The sequence below is a fragment of the Nocardia sp. NPDC059228 genome, from assembly GCF_042754245.1.
In the GTDB taxonomy this organism is placed as follows: Bacteria; Actinomycetota; Actinomycetes; order Mycobacteriales; family Mycobacteriaceae; genus Nocardia.
The window spans coordinates 714,639-730,526 of sequence record NZ_JBHZAL010000001.1; the positions used below are offsets into that span (position 1 = coordinate 714,639).

The following is a 15,888-nucleotide window of genomic DNA, read 5'->3' on the forward strand; positions in this document are numbered from 1 at the left end:
GCCCCTGTCGCCCCCGGCATGCCGAATCGCATGCCGGGAGCACGGGTCAGTGCGTTTCGGTGAGCTGCCCGCCGTCCATGTGCCAGCGGCGGGTGGCCCGGACATTGTCGAGCATGCGACGGTCGTGGGTGACCAGGAGCACTGTGCCCTCGAAGGATTCGACGGCCTGCTCCAGCTGCTCGATGGCGGGCAGGTCCAGATGGTTGGTGGGCTCGTCCAGGACGAGCAGGTTCACGCCGCGGGCCTGCAGCAGGGCCAGTGCGGCGCGAGTGCGCTCGCCGGGGGAGAGAGTGTCGTTGGAGCGCAGCACATGTGGGCCGCGCAGGCCGAACTTGGCGAGCAGGGTGCGGACGTCGGACTCGTTCCAGTCGGGCACCTGGGCGCTGAAAGTGTCGGCCAGGGTGGCGGTTCCGCGGAACAGGCCGCGCGCCTGATCGACCTCGCCGATCGCGACGCCCGAGCCGAGGGCGGCGGATCCGCTGTCCGGCTTCGTCTTTCCGAGCAGCAGGGACAGCAGCGTGGACTTGCCGGAACCGTTGGCGCCCGTCAGCACGATGCGGTCGCCCCAATCCACCTGCACCGTCACCGGTCCGAGGGTGAAGTCGCCGCGGCTCACGGTGGCGCCCGACACGGTCGCCACCACCGAGCCGCTGCGCGGGGCGGCGGCGATGGACATGCGCAGCTCCCACTCCTTGCGCGGTTCCTCCACCGTGTCCAGGCGTTCGATGCGTTTGAGGGTTTGCTTGACCTTGGCGGCCTGCTTCTCGGTGGATTCCGCACGGGCCTTGCGACCCATCTTGTCGGAGTCCGCCTTCGACTTGCGGCGGGCATTGCGGACGCCGTGTTCCATCCAGTTGCGCTGCATGTTGGCGCGCGCTTCCAGACCGGACCTGGTGTCGGCGTACTCGTCGTAGGCCTCGCGCGCGTGCCGGCGCGCGATCGCCCGCTCCTCCAGGTAGGACTCGTAACTGCCGTCGTAGACGCCGACCTGCTGCTGCGCCAGATCCAGTTCCACGATGCGATTCACGGTGCGCGCCAGGAACTCCCGGTCGTGGCTGATCACCATGAGGGGCTCGCGGACGCCGGTCACGAACTGCTCGAGCCGGGCCAGGCCGTCGAGATCCAGATCATTGGTCGGCTCGTCGAGCAGCAGGATGTCGAAGCGCGACAACAGGACCGAGGCCAGCCCGGCGCGCGCGGCCTGACCGCCGGAGAGCACGGTCATGGGGGTGTCGAGGCCGTGCGGGAGGCTCTCGGCCAGGCCGAGATCGGCGGCCACTTCCTCGGCGCGCTGTTCCAGGTCCGCGCCGCCGAGGGCGAGCCAGCGCTCCAGGGCGGGGGAATACTCGTCGTCGCCGCCGTCGGCGAGGCGTTCGGCGGCGGCGTCCATGAGCTGCTGGGCGGCGTCCACACCGGTACGGCGGCGCAGGAATTCGAGCACGGTCTCGCCGGCCAGGCGCTCGGGTTCCTGGGCCAGGTAGCCGACGGTGGCGTCGGGCGGGCTCAGCACGATCTCGCCCTCGTGGGCGCGACCGTCGGCGAGCATGCGCAGCAGGGTGGACTTCCCGGCGCCGTTCACGCCGACCAGCCCGATCACGTCGCCCGGGGCGAGGATCAGGTCCAGGTCGGAGAACAGAATCCGCTCACCGTGTCCGGCGGCCAGGCCGCGCGCATGCAGAGTGGTGCTCACCAGCGCGATTCTGCCGTGTTCGGGGTGGCACCCTGACTCCGGCCCTCGGAAAGTTCAGGGTCGTATTGGGGCGTGCGACCGATGTGCGCCGAGATCGAACTGGGCACAGTGGGAGACATGACGACACAGTTTCCGACTCCGGCCCCCAAGCGACTGACCCGCTCCGCCAACGACAAATGGATCGGCGGCGTGTGCGGCGGCCTCGCCCAGTACTTCGGCTGGAACGCCAACCTCGTTCGCGCCCTGTTCGTGGCGTCCTGCCTGCTGCCCGGGCCGCAGTTCCTCATCTACATCGCGCTGTGGATCGTGATCCCGAAGCAGTGAGTTGTGCACAGGCCGCGAGTTGTCCACATCCGTGATCGAGGGTGATGCGGGTGCCTCGGCAAAGTGACAGGATGAGAGCCACGTCACAGCGGAGGAGTGCACATCATGGTCACATCGGGTGATCTGCCCGGATTGGAGCTGCCGGATCTCGACGCGCACACGGAGCTCGGCGGGCTCGGCGCGGTCGAGTTATCGCACCCCACGCAGGATCTCGACGGTGACGGCCTGCTGGATACCGTGACCACCAGCACCGATCACGCCATGCAGGTGTGGACGGATCTGGATCACGACGGCTACGCCGATCATGTGACCGTGGTGGACAGCGGCGGGGATTACTCGGCCTGGGAGTTCCACCACAATCCGGACGGCACCACCGAGTGGGTGCGCATGGACGTAGGACACCTCGGCGGCACATAGCCGGGGCGGCGGGGGTTTTCACGGCATCGGGATTCGAGGGGGAGCAATGAGTGAATCCGGCGATTTCGGCGTGCGCATTGCGGCCCTGCGCGACGGGGCCACCACCTTGCGCGACAATGCGGCGGCCCTGGGGCGGCATGCCCGTACGGTCGGCGAACATGCCTTCGGCATCGGCAGGGACGAAGCCGGGCGGAACTATTCCGCGCAGGGCACTGCCGTGCACCAGGGCTTCGAGCGCGCGGCCGCCTGCCTGCGCTACTGGGGTGCGGCCGCCTCCGCGACCGCCGAGGTATTCGACCGCGCCGCAACCGAATACGCGCGCCTGGACCGTGAACACGCCACCGCACTCACGCGGGTGGGCCGATGAGCTTCGACCCGACCGGCAAGAGCGTCGACCAGATTCTCGACTACGGTGCGCCCGGCCTTCAGTACTGGGAACACTTTCTGCCCTTGTACACCAAGGCATTCGGTGCGCCGGTAGGGCTCGGCCTCGCCGACCTCTATGCCCGCTACGACGAGCAGCGAGGTGCCGATCTCATCGAACTCGACGCCGCCCGAACGGAACTGGACAGAGCGCTCACGGATGCCGAGTCGCGCTGGTCGTCGCACCAGGCGATCGCGCAAGCCTTGCCCACCGCTTGGACCGGCGCCACCGGCACCGAGGCGCTCACCATCGTGAACTCCCAACTGCGCCAGGCCCGCGACGATCTCGACACCATCCGCACCGCCTCCACCGCCATCGCCGCCGCCCTGGTCGCCCTCCGTGACTCGGTCCTCACCAAGGCCGAACACACCCTCACCCTGCTCGAACCCACTCCGGACGGCGAAGGCCGCCTCGCCATCGACGGCAAAACTCCGGACGACATCGAAGCCCTCGACACCACCGACCCCTGGCTCATCGGCACGTTCCGTGCCGACGTCGATCACAAACTCGCGGCCTTCACCGCCGCCTGCGCCGCCACCAACGAGACCTTCGAATCCCACTACCGCACCATCGTCACGGCCCTGGCCCAGGTCATCGACCATCCCTACCCGCAACCGGCCCAAGCCCTGCTGCCCCAGCCCGAGGAGAACCCGGCCCCGAGTATTCCCACGACCCGGCCTCTTCCAGCGCCGCAGTCCTACCCGGCGACAACGCCGCCAACATCGCACGCCCAGCCGTCACAGCCGGTCGTCCCGCCTGGATGCCCGCCGTCATCGGGTGGGGCAACGGCGCCCGACCCGGCCCAGCCGCAGTCTCCTGATCGAGCCCAGCCGTCTGCCGTCCCGCCGGAATCCCTGACAGGCCGAGCGGGTTCCACCGCACCGGCCGCCGAGACGCAACCGGCCGGCGCTGCGGACCTCAGTGGTGTGGAGCCCGAGGGTTCCGCGGGCTCGGCGGACACTGGAACCGCAGCAGCCCCTGACCTGGCCGAGCAGCGGTCCGACCAGTTCGGCCGGACTCTGAAAGACACTCTCATACAACTCGAAAAGGGCCTCCAGCAGGGCATTTCCGCCGCCATCGAGAAGCTCGACTCGCTCACGGGCCAGACGTCGCCATCGCCCGGTGAACCCGAGGCCGCAACCGATCCCGAGCCCGAACCGGATCACTCGGATACTCCGGCTCTCCCGTCTGGCCGACTCGAATTCGACCTGTCCGGAAAGCATTTCGTCCTCGAACGTACCCCCGCAGGCGACCTGACCCTCGCCGTAACCGACGGGTCTGGCCAAACCGACACCTACACACTGTCTTTCGATCAGAACGGCAGTCCCGTCCTCACGACCGACGACCCGGCCCACACCCCCACCGCACCCGCCAGTGATGCCCACCCGGACCCGACCCCACCCACCCCGGCGGACGCATCACCCACCACAGATGGCGGCGCAACGCCCGGCCCGGACTGCGTACCCCGCACCTGCACAGTTCCCGACGCGCCGACCGCTCCACCGAATCCCTGCCCGGACCCCACCCCGAACCAGTCTGCGCCGCCAGAGGTTCCGCCCCCACCCGCCGCCGGGGACGGTGCGCCGGCGGCCTGCACCCAGCCGCCCACCCCCGATCCCACTCCGGACCAGACTGCAGGCGGTTGCGTGCCGCCGACCCCGCCCGCGCCGATCGACCAGCCAACCGTGCCCGCGCACCCGCTCGAAAACCCCGCGTCGCCGACAGTTGCGGGTCAACCCGGATCCGACACGCCATTCGCCGACGCCACGCCCTGGTCAACGGCGCCGCACACGCCGCTGGAGATCCCGGAGGGAGGTCTCGAAATACCCGAGACCACCGAACCTCTCGCGCCGTAATCGTCGTTCTGCCGGTACTGTCCGGGGCTCCGCGCAAGCACCAGTCCCGCATCCTGCGCTGCCGTAAGCGGGGAGCCGGTCGATCGTCGCTCGTGAATCCGGTTCCCGCGCTGGGAGTCCGGACGGACCGGCGGAGAGTGCCGAGGCAGGCGTCGAGCGCCTCGGTGAGGGAACCGGCTGTGCCGCGCGCAGAATCGCCCGAGCCGAGCGTGCGTCGGCCGCCCCTGGTTACTTGCGGAGGGCCTGGATGAGTTGGAGGACCGGGAGTTTCTGGGGCTGCTCGGGCTCTTCCTCGATGGCGTTGGGGTCCACGAGCTGCGTGTGGGGGAGGGTGGCCTCGGGGTCGGCGAAGGGCTTGTACTTCTTGTCGCCGAGGACGGTGTAGTTGAGGTAGCCGACCAGGAGGGCTCGGGTGAGGCGTTCGGTTCTGGGTTCGTGTTTGCCGGCGCCGAGGGCGGCCAGGGCGCGGCGGCCCTCGATCATGCCGTTGTGGCCGGCCTTGTCGAGCGAGCGCAGGATCGCGCCCTCGCCCCAGGCGGCGGCCAGCGGGATGGCGTCGGAGCTGACCGAGTCGATATCGGTGGCGCCGGCCAGGATCAGGGCCGGAGCGTCGATCTTGGGGGCGAGGGCCTCGGCGGAGGGCGCGGTGGGGGACGGGTACAGGGCCGCGACGGCGGCGACGTCGCGCTGGGAGGCGGCGATGACGGCCGCGCCCGCACCCATGCCGTGCCCGGCCAGAGTCAGCCGCTTCGGATCCACGCTGACATTGCCCGCGCCCAGCCGCACCCCGGCGCAGATGTCGAGAGTGGTCAGCAGATCCGTCGCGAGGTTCAGGTGCGAGGGGATGGGTCCGCGCTCGGTGTCGGGCGCCGCGGCGACATACCCCCAGGAGGCCAGGTGCTCCAGCAGCCGGCGGTAGTTGCCGACCCCGGTCAGCCACCCGTGCCCGAACGCCACCGCGGGCAGGTTGAGTCCCTTCCCGGGCGTGTACACCACGCCGGGCAGCCCGGCGATGCCGAGATTCCCGCGCAGCACCTCGTGCGGGCCACGCAGGGTCAGAGTGCTCAGAAGCGATTTCACAGACGCCGACACGGAGATGAACTTAGTCGGTAATGGCCCGAGATGCTTCAAGCGAACCCGCCCGGAGCGAAGCGGAGGACAAATCGGATACAGCTAGGCTAGGGGGCCATGTGCGGAATCGTGGGGTATGTGGGGTACCGGGATGCGCTCGGCGTGGTGGTCGATGCGTTGCGCCGCATGGAATATCGAGGTTACGACTCCGCGGGAGTGGCGATCCTGAACGGCGCGGGCGGCCTCGCGGTGGAGCGCAAGGCCGGGCGCCTGGCCAATCTGGAGGCGGAGCTCGCCGAGACCGGCCGGGACCGATTCGCCGGATCGACCGGCATGGGTCACACCCGCTGGGCCACGCACGGCGCGCCGACCGATCGCAATGCCCACCCGCATCGCGATGGCACGGGCCGGGTCGCGGTGGTGCACAACGGGATCATCGAGAACTTCGCCCCGCTGCGCCGCGAGCTGGAGACGGCGGGCATCGAGCTGGGCAGCGACACCGACACCGAGGTGGCGGTGCACCTGGTGGCCCGCGCCTACGCGGCCGGGGACACCGCCGGTGATTTCGTCGCCTCCGCGCTCGCGGTGGTGCGCCGCCTGGAGGGCGCGTTCACCCTGGTCTTCTCGCACGCCGACCACCCGGGCACCATTGTGGCCGCCCGCCGCTCGACCCCGCTGGTGGTGGGTGTCGGCCAGGGCGAGATGTTCATCGCGTCGGATGTGACCGCCTTCATCGAACACACCCGGGAGGCAGTCGAACTCGGCCAGGACCAGGCCGTGGTCATCACCGCCGACGGCTACCGGGTCACCGACTTCACCGGTGCGACCGACGGTGTCCGGTTCCGTCCGTTCACCATCGACTGGGATCTGGCCGCCGCCGAGAAGGGCGGCCACGACTACTTCATGCTCAAGGAGATCCAGGAGCAGCCCGCCGGCGTCGCCGACACCCTGATCGGCCACTACGCGGGCGGGCGGATCATTCTGGACGAGCAGCGGCTGGCCGATCAGGAGCTGCGCGAGTTCGACAAGGTCTTCGTGGTCGCCTGCGGCAGTTCGTATCACGCGGGCCTGCTGGCCAAGTACGCCATCGAGCACTGGACCCGGCTGCCCGTGGAGGTCGAGCTGGCCAGCGAATTCCGTTACCGCGACCCGGTTCTGGACCGCTCCACCCTGGTGGTCGCCATCTCGCAGTCCGGCGAGACCGCCGACACGCTGGAGGCCGTGCGTCACGCCAAGGAGCAGAAGGCGCGAGTCCTGGCCATCTGCAATACCAATGGCGCGCAGATCCCGCGCGAGTCCGATGCCGTGCTCTACACCCGCACCGGCCCGGAGATCGGCGTGGCCTCGACCAAGGCGTTCCTGGCCCAGATCACCGCCAATTATCTGGTCGGCCTGGCGTTGGCGCAGGCGCGGGGCACCAAGTATCCGGACGAGGTGGCGCGCGAGTTCGCCGAACTGGAGTCCATGCCGAAACTCGTTGCCCAGGTGCTGGAGTCGGCCGACCGGGTGCGGGAGATCGCCCGCCAGTTCGCGCACGTCCCGACCGTGCTGTTCCTGGGCCGCCATGTCGGCTACCCGGTCGCCCTGGAGGGCGCGCTGAAGCTCAAGGAACTGGCCTACATGCACGCCGAGGGTTTCGCGGCGGGCGAGCTGAAGCACGGTCCGATCGCCCTCATCGAGGACGGGCTGCCGGTCTTCGTGGTCATGCCCTCCCCGAAGGGCCGCGCGGTGCTGCACTCCAAGCTGCTCAGCAATATCCGGGAGATCCAGGCGCGCGGTGCGCGCACCATCGTCATCGCCGAGGAGGGCGACGACACGGTGCGCCCGTTCGCCGACCACCTGATCGAAATCCCGTCGGCCCCAACGCTGTACCAGCCGCTGCTGTCCACGGTTCCGCTGCAGATCTTCGCCGCCGAGGTGGCGCAGGCCCGCGGCTACGACGTCGACAAGCCGCGCAACCTGGCCAAGTCCGTCACCGTCGAATAGCCGCGCGGCTACTGGACGGTGACCGTGCCCTTCATGTCCGGGTGCAGCGGGCACAGGTAGCGGTAGGTGCCGGGCGTGGTGAAGGTGTGGCTCCACTCGCCCTTGTGGATGATCGGGCTGTTGATGCCCAGCGCGACGTCGCCGATGCCCTGCACGGCGTGCGGGGCGCGGTCGTCGAACTTCCAGGTCACGGTGTCCCCGGCCTTGACGGTGATGTCGGCCGGGGAGAACTTCATGTCCTTCACCTCGACGGTCACCGCGGCGGCCACCGCCGGACCGGTGGTGGTGGCCGTCGCGGAGGCGGCCGGAGCGGCCGTGGTCGAGGTGGCCGCGGTCTTCGAGCCTTCCGACGAGCAGCCCCCGGCCACCAGCGCTCCGGCCACGACGGCGACGAGAAGCAGGACACGCGAAGACGACTGGCGACGGATCGACATGCCAGCCAGGTTAGTACCCGGCGTTAGCGCGCCATTCGCGGGCACCGCGCTGACCTGCGCCGCGATCCGCCAGGCGTAGTCTCCTGAAGCGCAGGCAATCACATCCGGGAGGCGAGCATGACCGCACCGGCGGTGCGCGGGTACTACACGGCCGACGAGGTCCGGGCCGCGGAGGCCGAGCTGTTCACCAGGGTGCCCGAGGGAATGCCCATGCGGCGGGCCGCCTTCGGCCTCGCCGACGTGGTGGCGCGGGAACTGCGCGAACGCACCGGGGGCGTCGCCGGTCGCGCCGTGACCCTGCTGGTCGGGTCGGGCGACAATGGCGGCGACGCGCTGTGGGCGGGCTCGTTCCTGCGGCGGCGCGGGGTCGCGGTACGGGCGGTCCTGCTGGTACCGGAGCGTGCCCACGCGGCGGGCCTGACTGCCTTGCGCCGGGCGGGCGGTCGGATTCTCGCCGTCACCGCCATCGCCGAGGAACTGCGGGAAACGGATCCGCCCCGGCACGGGCTGCTGCAACACGTCTACCCCGACACCTCCGTGCCCTATCGGGTCGGGCAGCTGCTGGGTGCACCGGATCTGGTGGTGGACGGCATCGTCGGCATCTCCGGTCGTGGCCCGCTGCGCCCGGTGGCGGCCGAACTGGTTGCGGGCGTGCGCTGTCCGATCATCGCCGCCGACCTCCCCTCCGGCGTCGATCCCGATACCGGAGCCGTGACCGGTCCGGCCGTCCGCGCGGACGTCACCGTCACCTTCGGCGCCCGCAAGCCGGTGCACGCGCTCGCCGCACCGCACTGCGGCCGAATCGAGCTGGTGCCCATCGGATTACGACTGCCCGAGGCGAATCTCATCGCGCTGGAACCGCGGGCGGTCGGCGCGGGCTGGCCGGTTCCGGGCCCCTCGGACGACAAGTACAGCCAGGGCGTCACCGGCGTCTGCGCGGGCAGCGGCACCTATCCGGGCGCAGCCGTGCTGTGCACGGGTGGCGCGGTCGCCGCCACCTCGGGCATGGTGCGCTACGCGGGCACCGGCGCGGAACAGGTCCTCGCTCATTTTCCGGAAGTGATTGCCGCCGAGACCATTTCCGCGACCGGCCGGGTCCAGTCCTGGGTCTTCGGCCCGGGCGCGGGCACCGACGCCGCCGCCCGCGACCGGCTGGCCGAGATCCTGGCCACCGACCTGCCCGTGGTGGTGGACGCAGACGGCCTCACCCTGCTCGCCGCCGAACCCGGTCTGGTCACCGGCCGCACCGCCCCGACCGTCCTCACGCCGCACGCTGGCGAATTCGCCCGCCTGACCGGTGCCGAACCCGGCCCCGACCGTGTCGCCGCAGTGCGCAAACTCGCCGAATCCTGGCAGGTGACAGTGCTTTTGAAGGGCCGCGCCACCCTGATCGCGGGCCCGCGCTTCCCGGTCTTCGTCAATGAGGCGGGCGGCTCGTGGGCCGCCACCGCCGGTTCCGGTGACGTCCTGTCCGGCATCGTCGGCGCGCTCCTGGCCCGCGGCCTCCACCCGTCCTGGGCCGCCGCGGCCGCGGCCCGCGCCCACTCCCTGGCCGCGAATCTCGCCGCCCACGCCACCACATCCGCGGGAGCCCCGATCTCCGCCTCCCCGTTGCTCTCCCACGTCCGCGAGGCCATCGGCACCCTCCGGGAGCTCGCCGCCTGATCCTCCGGCTCCGGTGATTCCCGGAATTCGGTGTCTTGGCGCGAGACCTTCGTCGGCTACGCGCTGTTCCATCCCGGCGACTTCACGCAGCGGTACCGGTAGCGGCGGCGCGCAGGGCGGTCCGCGCGGCCGTGACGATCGGATGGGCGCCGGTGCCGCGGCGGTAGGCGAGGTGGGTGCGGCGGCGGGCCGGTAGCGCGGTGAGGGTGACGCCCCGGGGTGTGGAGCGGGCGCCCAGGTCGGGGACGAGTGCTACGCCCTGCCCCGCGGCGACGAGCGCCAGCACGGTGCCGAAGTCGTCGGCGTGGTGGCGGATGCGCGGGGTGAATCCCGCGGCGAGACAGGCGCGGACCGTCATCTCGTGGCAGAGGGTGCCTGGTGTGCCCGCGATCCACGGCGAATCGGACTGTGCGGCAAGCGGTCCGGGTCCGCGGGCGGCCAGGTGGATGGTTTCCTCGAACAACGGCTCGGTGTCGAGGCCGGGTTCGGGTGCGAGGGGAACGTAGTCGTACTCCTGCAGCAGCGCGATATCCAGGGTCTCGGCCCGCAGAGCAGCGGGGGCGGCCGCCGGATCCAGTTCGGTGACAAGCAGTTCCAGCCGCGGATGGTCGCGGCTCAGCGATACCAGCGCTGGGGAGAGGATGGCGTGCACAGCGGTCGGGAACGCGCCGATGCGCAGGGTGCCCGTGAGTTCGTTCCGGGCGGAGGCGAGTTCGGCGGTGGCCTCTTCCAGCACGGACAGGATGGTCTCGGCGTGCTCGACCAGCCGCAGCGCGGCCGGCGTGAGGGTGACGCTGCGTCCGGTGCGTTCCAGCAGCGGCACCCCGGCCTCCCGTTCCAGCGCGGTGAGCTGCTGGGACACCGCCGACGGCGTGTAGGTCAGGGCCTCGGCGACCGCGGCGATGGTCTTGCGGTGCGCGAGCTCGCGGAGCAGGCGCAGACGACGGACATCCAGCATCAGCTGATCTTATGCTCGGGTGAAGAATCGTGAAATGGACCTGAAGCCCGGCATCGATCACGCTGGTCGCATGACATTCACCGGCCTGTATGTGCCCCTGGTCACGCCCTTCACCGCCGACGGCGACCTGGCCGCCAACGCCCTGGAAGCGCTTGCCCACGAGGTCCTCGACGCGGGCGCGGCGGGCCTGGTCGCGCTCGGCACCACCGGCGAACCCGCCACCCTGACCGCGGCCGAGCAGGTCCGGGTCATCGATATCTGCGCGAGCGTCTGCCGCGAGCGCGCCGCCGCCCTCATCGTCGGCGCGGGCTCCAACACGACCCTCGACTCAGCCCGCGCCCTCACCGCCCTCGACCCGCGCGCCACCGCCGCCCTCGCGGTCGTCCCCTACTACCTGCGTCCGTCGGAAGCCGGTGTGGTGGAACATTTCCGGGCCCTCGCCGCCGCCAGCCCCGTGCCGCTGCTGATCTACCACATCCCGTACCGCACGGCCGTGCCCCTCAGCGCCGACACCCTGCTCCGCCTGGCCGAACTGCCGAATGTCGCGGGTTTCAAATACGCCGCCGGCGGCATCGACGACACCACGATCGCCTTCATGTCCCGGGTGCCCGGCCACACCTCGGTGCTCGCGGGCGACGATCTGTATGCCGCCCCGCTCCTGGCCCTGGGCGCGTCGGGCGCGATTCTCGCCTGCGCCAATGTCGCCCCCGCCGCCTACGCCGACCTGATCGCCGCCTGGCGCCGGGGCGAACTGGAATCCGGCCGCGAACTGGGCAACCGCCTGGCTCCGCTGGCCGCCGCCCTGTTCACCGAACCCAATCCCGTTGTCGTGAAGGCGGTTCTGGCCGCCCAGGGCCGCATCCCCGCCCCGGCCGTCCGGCTGCCGCTGCTCCCGGCAAGCGAGGGGTCGTTGTCCGCCGCGTCAGCGGCGATCGCCGCCGCGCAGGTGACAACTGGTTTCGTGAGGGCGGGGTAACTCGCCGGGTACGTCCAAAATCGGTTCGGCACCAAACCGCCGGCACGGGTGCACGACAGTCAACGGCTCTCAGCCGCCCGCTGAAGGCTCGGGGAGGCGGGGGAGCGGAGCGTGGCAGTATCGAGGGCGTGAAGAAGCCAGACCCACAGGTGGAGATCGTCGTCGACCTGGATGCCATTGCCCACAATGTGCGAATCCTGGCCGAGCACGCCGGTGACGCCGCGGTCATGGTCGTGGTCAAGGCGGACGGGTACAACCACGGTGCGGCCGAGGTGGCGCGGGCGGCCCTGGCGGCGGGCGCACGGGAACTCGGCACCACCACGGTCGGCGAGGCGGTGGAGCTGCGAGCCGCGGGGATCACCGCGCCGATCCTGTGCTGGCTCAACACCTCCGACACCGACTACGCGAGCGCCATCGCCGCCGATATCGAAATCGGCGTCTCCTCGTTCACGCAGCTCGAGGGCGTGGGGCAGGCGGCGCGGCAGCTCGGCCGGACCGCCACCGTGAGTCTCAAGGTGGACACCGGGCTCAACCGCAACGGCATCCCCACCGCCGAATTCCCCGAGGTGCTCGACCTGCTCGGGCGGCTGGTGGCCGAGGGGACGGTGCGCTTCCGCGCCGTCTTCTCCCACCTCGCACTCGCCGACGAACCGCAGCATCCGGTCAATGACAGGCAGCGCGAACGGTTCCTGGAGTTCATCGCCACCGCCAAGGAGCACGGCCTGCAGCCGGAACTGGTGCACCTGGCGAATTCCGCTGCCGCACTGACCCGTCCGGACCTCGCGTTCGACATGGTGCGCCCCGGCATCGCCGTGTACGGCCTGTCACCGATCCCGGAGCTGTCCGATTTCGACCTGCGTCCGGCCATGACCTTCCGCGCCCGGGTGCTCCGGGTGAAGCGGGTTTCGGCGGGGGAGGGCGTGTCCTACGGCCACGAGTGGACCGCCGACCGCGACACCACGGTCGCCCTCGTTCCGGCCGGCTACGCCGACGGCGTGCCGCGCCTGCTGGGCGGCCGATTCTCGGTGGCGCTGGGCGGCGTCCGCTACCCGCAGATCGGCCGGGTCTGCATGGATCAGATCGTGGTGGACCTGGGTGAGAACGAAGCCGGGGTCCGGGCGGGTGACACCGCGGTGCTGTTCGGTGGTGAGCCTGGTCACCCGCACGCCCAGGAGTGGGCCGACACGCTCGGCACCATCAACTACGAGATCGTCTGCTATCCCCGCGGCCGCGTGGTCCGTAGCCACGTCGGCGGTGACCGGTGACCGATCGCCGCATGCTCGCCACCGTCGAGGACACCGAGGCGCTGGGCCGCGAGCTAGCCGAACAATTGCATGCCGGGGATCTGGTGATCCTCGATGGCCCGCTGGGCGCGGGCAAGACCGCGCTCACCCGCGGCATCGCCGCCGGACTGGGTGTCGAAGGACGGGTCAGCTCACCGACTTTCATCATCGCCCGCCAGCACCGCGCCGGAACCCACCCGGGTGCGGTGGCGCTCGTGCACGTGGACGCCTACCGGCTCGGCGGCGACCTCGACGAACTCGACGCCCTCGACCTGGACACCGATCTCGACCACGCCGTGGTGGTGGTCGAATGGGGGCTGGGCGTCGCCGAACACCTGTCCGATCGGCATCTGCGCGTGCAGCTGCGCCGCGAACCCGAGTCCGATGTTCGCACCGCGGAATGGGAGTGGGTCGCCGCGAATTGAAACCGGACCGGAAAAGTCCCGGATGCGCCGGTAAGTTCCCGCAGGCAGACACCACGCCGAGTGGGCTGTACCACCCGGTATCGTAAAGACAATCATGCTGATATTGGCTGTCGACACCGCGACCCCCGCCGTCACAGCGGGACTGGTGGAACTGGAACCGGCGCAACCCGGGTCGAACGCACCGCAGATCACCACGATCACCGCCAAGGTGACCGTGGACGCTCGCGCGCACAACGAGGTGCTGACCCCGCAGATCCTGGCCTGCCTCGCCGAATCCGGCCGCTCCCGTGCCGATATCGCCGCTGTCGTGGCCGGTGTCGGGCCCGGGCCGTTCACCGGACTGCGCGTCGGCATGGCCACCGCGGCCGCCTTCGGTGACGCACTGGGCGTGCCGGTGTACGGGGTGTGCAGCCTGGACGCCATCGCCGCCGACACCGAGAGCTATCTGCGTGAGAGCGCCGACCCGATCGAGCTGCTGGTCGTCACCGACGCCCGCCGCCGCGAGGTGTACTGGGCGCGCTATCGCACCGCGGCCGGGGGCCGCATCCTGACGCGGTCCGAGGGACCCGAGGTGAGCAAGCCCGCCGATCTGGATCAGGCCGCCGCCACCGTGATCGCCGGATCCGCTTCGCACGTCGACTATTTCGATCTGCCGGTGCTGCCGGTCGAGACGCCGTCCCCGGCGGGCCTGGTGCGCTGCGCCGCCGCCGAGATCCTGGCCGGCGTCGTGCCCGCGCCGCTGGTGCCGCTGTACCTGCGCCGCCCCGATGCCGTCGAGAAGAGTTACGCGCAGGTGGGCCGATGACCATCCGCATCGAACCGATGCGGCCTGCCGACGTCACCCGCTGTGCCGAACTCGAGCAGGTGCTGTTCCCGGAGGACGATCCCTGGCACGAGGTTTCGTTCCTGTCCGAGCTGGCCGGACCGCACAACCGCTACATCACCGCGCGTGACACCGACGGCCGCATGATCGGCTACGCGGGTATCGCACTGCTCGGCACCGCCGAACATCCCGAGGCCGAGGTCCACACCATCGGCGTCGATCCCGCCGAGCACCGGCGCGGCATCGGCACCCTGCTGCTGGAGGCGCTGCTGCTGGAGGCCGGGCGCCGCGGCGGGCCGGTGTTCCTCGAGGTCCGCACCGACAACGCGCCCGCCATCACGCTCTACGAGAAGCACGGCTTTCACATCATCGGATTGCGCAAGAACTACTACCAGCCCAGCGGGGCCGACGCGTACACCATGCGGCGACCCGCCATGGCCGGCTTCCCGCAGGACGGATTCACCACCGACGCCGAGGTCTCGTCATGATCGTCATGGGTATCGAAAGCTCCTGCGACGAAACGGGAGTCGGCATTGTGCGCCGACTGCCCGGCGGCAGCTGCGAACTGCTCGCCGACGAGGTCGCCTCCAGTGTGGACCAGCACGCCCGCTTCGGCGGCGTGGTGCCCGAGATCGCCTCCCGCGCACACCTCGAGGCCATCGTGCCCGCCATGCGCCGCGCGCTGGCCACGGCAGGCATCAGCAAGCCCGACGCCCTCGCCGTCACCATCGGCCCCGGTCTCGCGGGCGCGCTGCTGGTGGGCGTGGCGGCGGCGAAAGCCTATGCGGCGGCCTGGGATATCCCGTTCTACGCGCTCAACCACCTGGGCGGGCACGTGGCCGTGGACACCCTCGAACACGGTCCCATGCCCCCGGCGGTCGCGCTGCTGGTGTCCGGCGGGCACACCCACCTGCTGCAGGTCGCCGATCTCGCCCACCCCATCACCGAATTGGGCAGCACGGTCGACGACGCCGCGGGCGAGGCCTTCGACAAGGTGGCCCGCCTGCTCGGTCTCGGCTACCCGGGCGGGCCGGTGCTGGATTCCATTGCCACCGAGGGCGATCCGAGCGCCATCGCCTTCCCGCGCGGCATGACCGGCCCTCGCGACCCGCGTTACGACTTCTCCTTCTCCGGATTGAAGACCGCCGTCGCGCGCTATGTCGAAGCGGCGCAACGGGAGGGCCGCGAGCTGCCCATCCCGGATATCGCGGCGTCCTTCCAGGAGGCCGTGGCGGATGTGCTCACCATGAAGGCGGTGCGCGCGGTCCAGGACACCGGCGTCGACACCCTGGTGCTGGGCGGCGGCGCGACCGCCAACTCCCGCATCCGCTCGATGGCCGAAGAGCGCTGCACCGCAGCGGGTATCACCCTGCGCGTCCCCAAGCCGCGCCTGTGCACCGACAACGGCGTCATGATCGCCACCCTCGGCGCCCACGTGATCGCCGGCGGCGCAGAGCCTTCCGAACTCAGTGTCGCCACCGACCCCGGCCTTCCGGTCTCCACCAGCCACCTGTGAACGCTGCCTGTAAAGGCTCGTGGGCGGTTCGGCGAATGCC

The 15,888-nt window shown here is 70.5% G+C and carries 16 protein-coding genes; 12 read left to right on the forward strand and 4 right to left on the reverse strand.

Going from position 1 to position 15,888, the window contains the following annotated elements; translation table 11 throughout:
- Window positions 1–46: 46 nt before the first annotated feature.
- On the reverse strand, window positions 47–1,690 hold the full coding sequence (locus ACFXKA_RS03040) for an ABC-F family ATP-binding cassette domain-containing protein (RefSeq protein WP_379425672.1): 1,644 nt from the start codon (window positions 1,688–1,690) through the stop codon (window positions 47–49).
- 117 nt (window positions 1,691–1,807) lie between these two features.
- Between ACFXKA_RS03040 and ACFXKA_RS03045 the strand changes: the two genes are divergently transcribed.
- The 4 genes from ACFXKA_RS03045 (at window position 1,808) to ACFXKA_RS03060 (ending at window position 4,711) form a co-directional block, all read left to right on the forward strand.
- A complete protein-coding gene (locus ACFXKA_RS03045; protein WP_354830341.1) occupies window positions 1,808–2,014 on the forward strand; it encodes a PspC domain-containing protein in 207 nt (68 codons plus the stop codon).
- Window positions 2,015–2,119: 105 nt separating this feature from the next.
- Window positions 2,120–2,431, forward strand: a complete 312-nt coding sequence (locus ACFXKA_RS03050) for a DUF6802 family protein (RefSeq protein WP_354830339.1) — start codon at window positions 2,120–2,122, stop codon at window positions 2,429–2,431.
- 46 nt (window positions 2,432–2,477) lie between these two features.
- Window positions 2,478–2,798, forward strand: a complete 321-nt coding sequence (locus ACFXKA_RS03055) for a hypothetical protein (protein WP_354830338.1) — start codon at window positions 2,478–2,480, stop codon at window positions 2,796–2,798.
- The gene (locus ACFXKA_RS03060) at window positions 2,795–4,711 is read left to right on the forward strand and encodes a hypothetical protein (protein ID WP_379425673.1); all 1,917 of its coding nucleotides are present in this window, start codon (window positions 2,795–2,797) and stop codon (window positions 4,709–4,711) included. The genes ACFXKA_RS03055 and ACFXKA_RS03060 overlap by 4 nt, the downstream gene beginning before the upstream one ends.
- Before the next feature lie 228 nt (window positions 4,712–4,939).
- Here ACFXKA_RS03060 and ACFXKA_RS03065 read toward each other — a convergent pair whose 3' ends face one another.
- Window positions 4,940–5,803, reverse strand: coding sequence for a dienelactone hydrolase family protein (locus ACFXKA_RS03065; protein ID WP_379425675.1), 864 nt, complete (start codon window positions 5,801–5,803; stop codon window positions 4,940–4,942).
- 96 nt (window positions 5,804–5,899) lie between these two features.
- Here ACFXKA_RS03065 and glmS point away from each other — a divergent pair, with 96 nt between their 5' ends.
- Window positions 5,900–7,768: a glutamine--fructose-6-phosphate transaminase (isomerizing) gene (gene glmS, locus ACFXKA_RS03070; RefSeq protein ID WP_379425676.1), complete on the forward strand. Its 1,869-nt coding sequence runs from the start codon at window positions 5,900–5,902 to the stop codon at window positions 7,766–7,768.
- 8 nt (window positions 7,769–7,776) lie between these two features.
- Here the strand turns inward: glmS and ACFXKA_RS03075 are convergent, their stop codons facing one another.
- Window positions 7,777–8,202 carry a plastocyanin/azurin family copper-binding protein gene (locus ACFXKA_RS03075; protein ID WP_354830333.1) on the reverse strand — a complete coding sequence of 142 codons (426 nt, stop codon included), beginning with the start codon at window positions 8,200–8,202 and terminating at the stop codon, window positions 7,777–7,779.
- Window positions 8,203–8,334: 132 nt separating this feature from the next.
- Here ACFXKA_RS03075 and ACFXKA_RS03080 point away from each other — a divergent pair, with 132 nt between their 5' ends.
- Entirely contained in the window at window positions 8,335–9,867 is a 1,533-nt protein-coding gene (locus tag ACFXKA_RS03080) for an NAD(P)H-hydrate dehydratase (protein ID WP_379425887.1), read from the forward strand.
- Between the two features lie 82 nt (window positions 9,868–9,949).
- Here the strand turns inward: ACFXKA_RS03080 and ACFXKA_RS03085 are convergent, their stop codons facing one another.
- Complete coding sequence (locus ACFXKA_RS03085) at window positions 9,950–10,825, reverse strand: LysR substrate-binding domain-containing protein (RefSeq protein WP_379425677.1); 876 nt, start codon at window positions 10,823–10,825, stop codon at window positions 9,950–9,952.
- 34 nt (window positions 10,826–10,859) lie between these two features.
- On the opposite strand from ACFXKA_RS03085, the gene dapA reads away from it, so the two are divergent.
- The 6 genes from dapA (at window position 10,860) to tsaD (ending at window position 15,848) form a co-directional block, all read left to right on the forward strand.
- Window positions 10,860–11,801: a 4-hydroxy-tetrahydrodipicolinate synthase gene (dapA, locus tag ACFXKA_RS03090; RefSeq protein ID WP_379425679.1), complete on the forward strand. Its 942-nt coding sequence runs from the start codon at window positions 10,860–10,862 to the stop codon at window positions 11,799–11,801.
- Window positions 11,802–11,929: 128 nt separating this feature from the next.
- The gene (alr, locus tag ACFXKA_RS03095) at window positions 11,930–13,066 is read left to right on the forward strand and encodes an alanine racemase (RefSeq protein WP_379425680.1); all 1,137 of its coding nucleotides are present in this window, start codon (window positions 11,930–11,932) and stop codon (window positions 13,064–13,066) included.
- An 11-nt stretch (window positions 13,067–13,077) separates the two neighbouring features.
- Window positions 13,078–13,509 (forward strand): tRNA (adenosine(37)-N6)-threonylcarbamoyltransferase complex ATPase subunit type 1 TsaE, encoded by a 432-nt coding sequence (tsaE, locus tag ACFXKA_RS03100; RefSeq protein WP_354831590.1) that lies wholly within the window; start codon window positions 13,078–13,080, stop codon window positions 13,507–13,509.
- Window positions 13,510–13,603: 94 nt separating this feature from the next.
- Complete coding sequence (gene tsaB, locus ACFXKA_RS03105) at window positions 13,604–14,314, forward strand: tRNA (adenosine(37)-N6)-threonylcarbamoyltransferase complex dimerization subunit type 1 TsaB (RefSeq protein WP_379425682.1); 711 nt, start codon at window positions 13,604–13,606, stop codon at window positions 14,312–14,314.
- On the forward strand, window positions 14,311–14,820 hold the full coding sequence (gene rimI, locus ACFXKA_RS03110) for a ribosomal protein S18-alanine N-acetyltransferase (RefSeq protein WP_354830326.1): 510 nt from the start codon (window positions 14,311–14,313) through the stop codon (window positions 14,818–14,820). Before tsaB ends, rimI begins: the two co-directional genes overlap by 4 nt.
- Window positions 14,817–15,848 carry a tRNA (adenosine(37)-N6)-threonylcarbamoyltransferase complex transferase subunit TsaD gene (gene tsaD / locus ACFXKA_RS03115; RefSeq protein ID WP_379425684.1) on the forward strand — a complete coding sequence of 344 codons (1,032 nt, stop codon included), beginning with the start codon at window positions 14,817–14,819 and terminating at the stop codon, window positions 15,846–15,848. The genes rimI and tsaD overlap by 4 nt, the downstream gene beginning before the upstream one ends.
- Window positions 15,849–15,888: the final 40 nt, after the last annotated feature.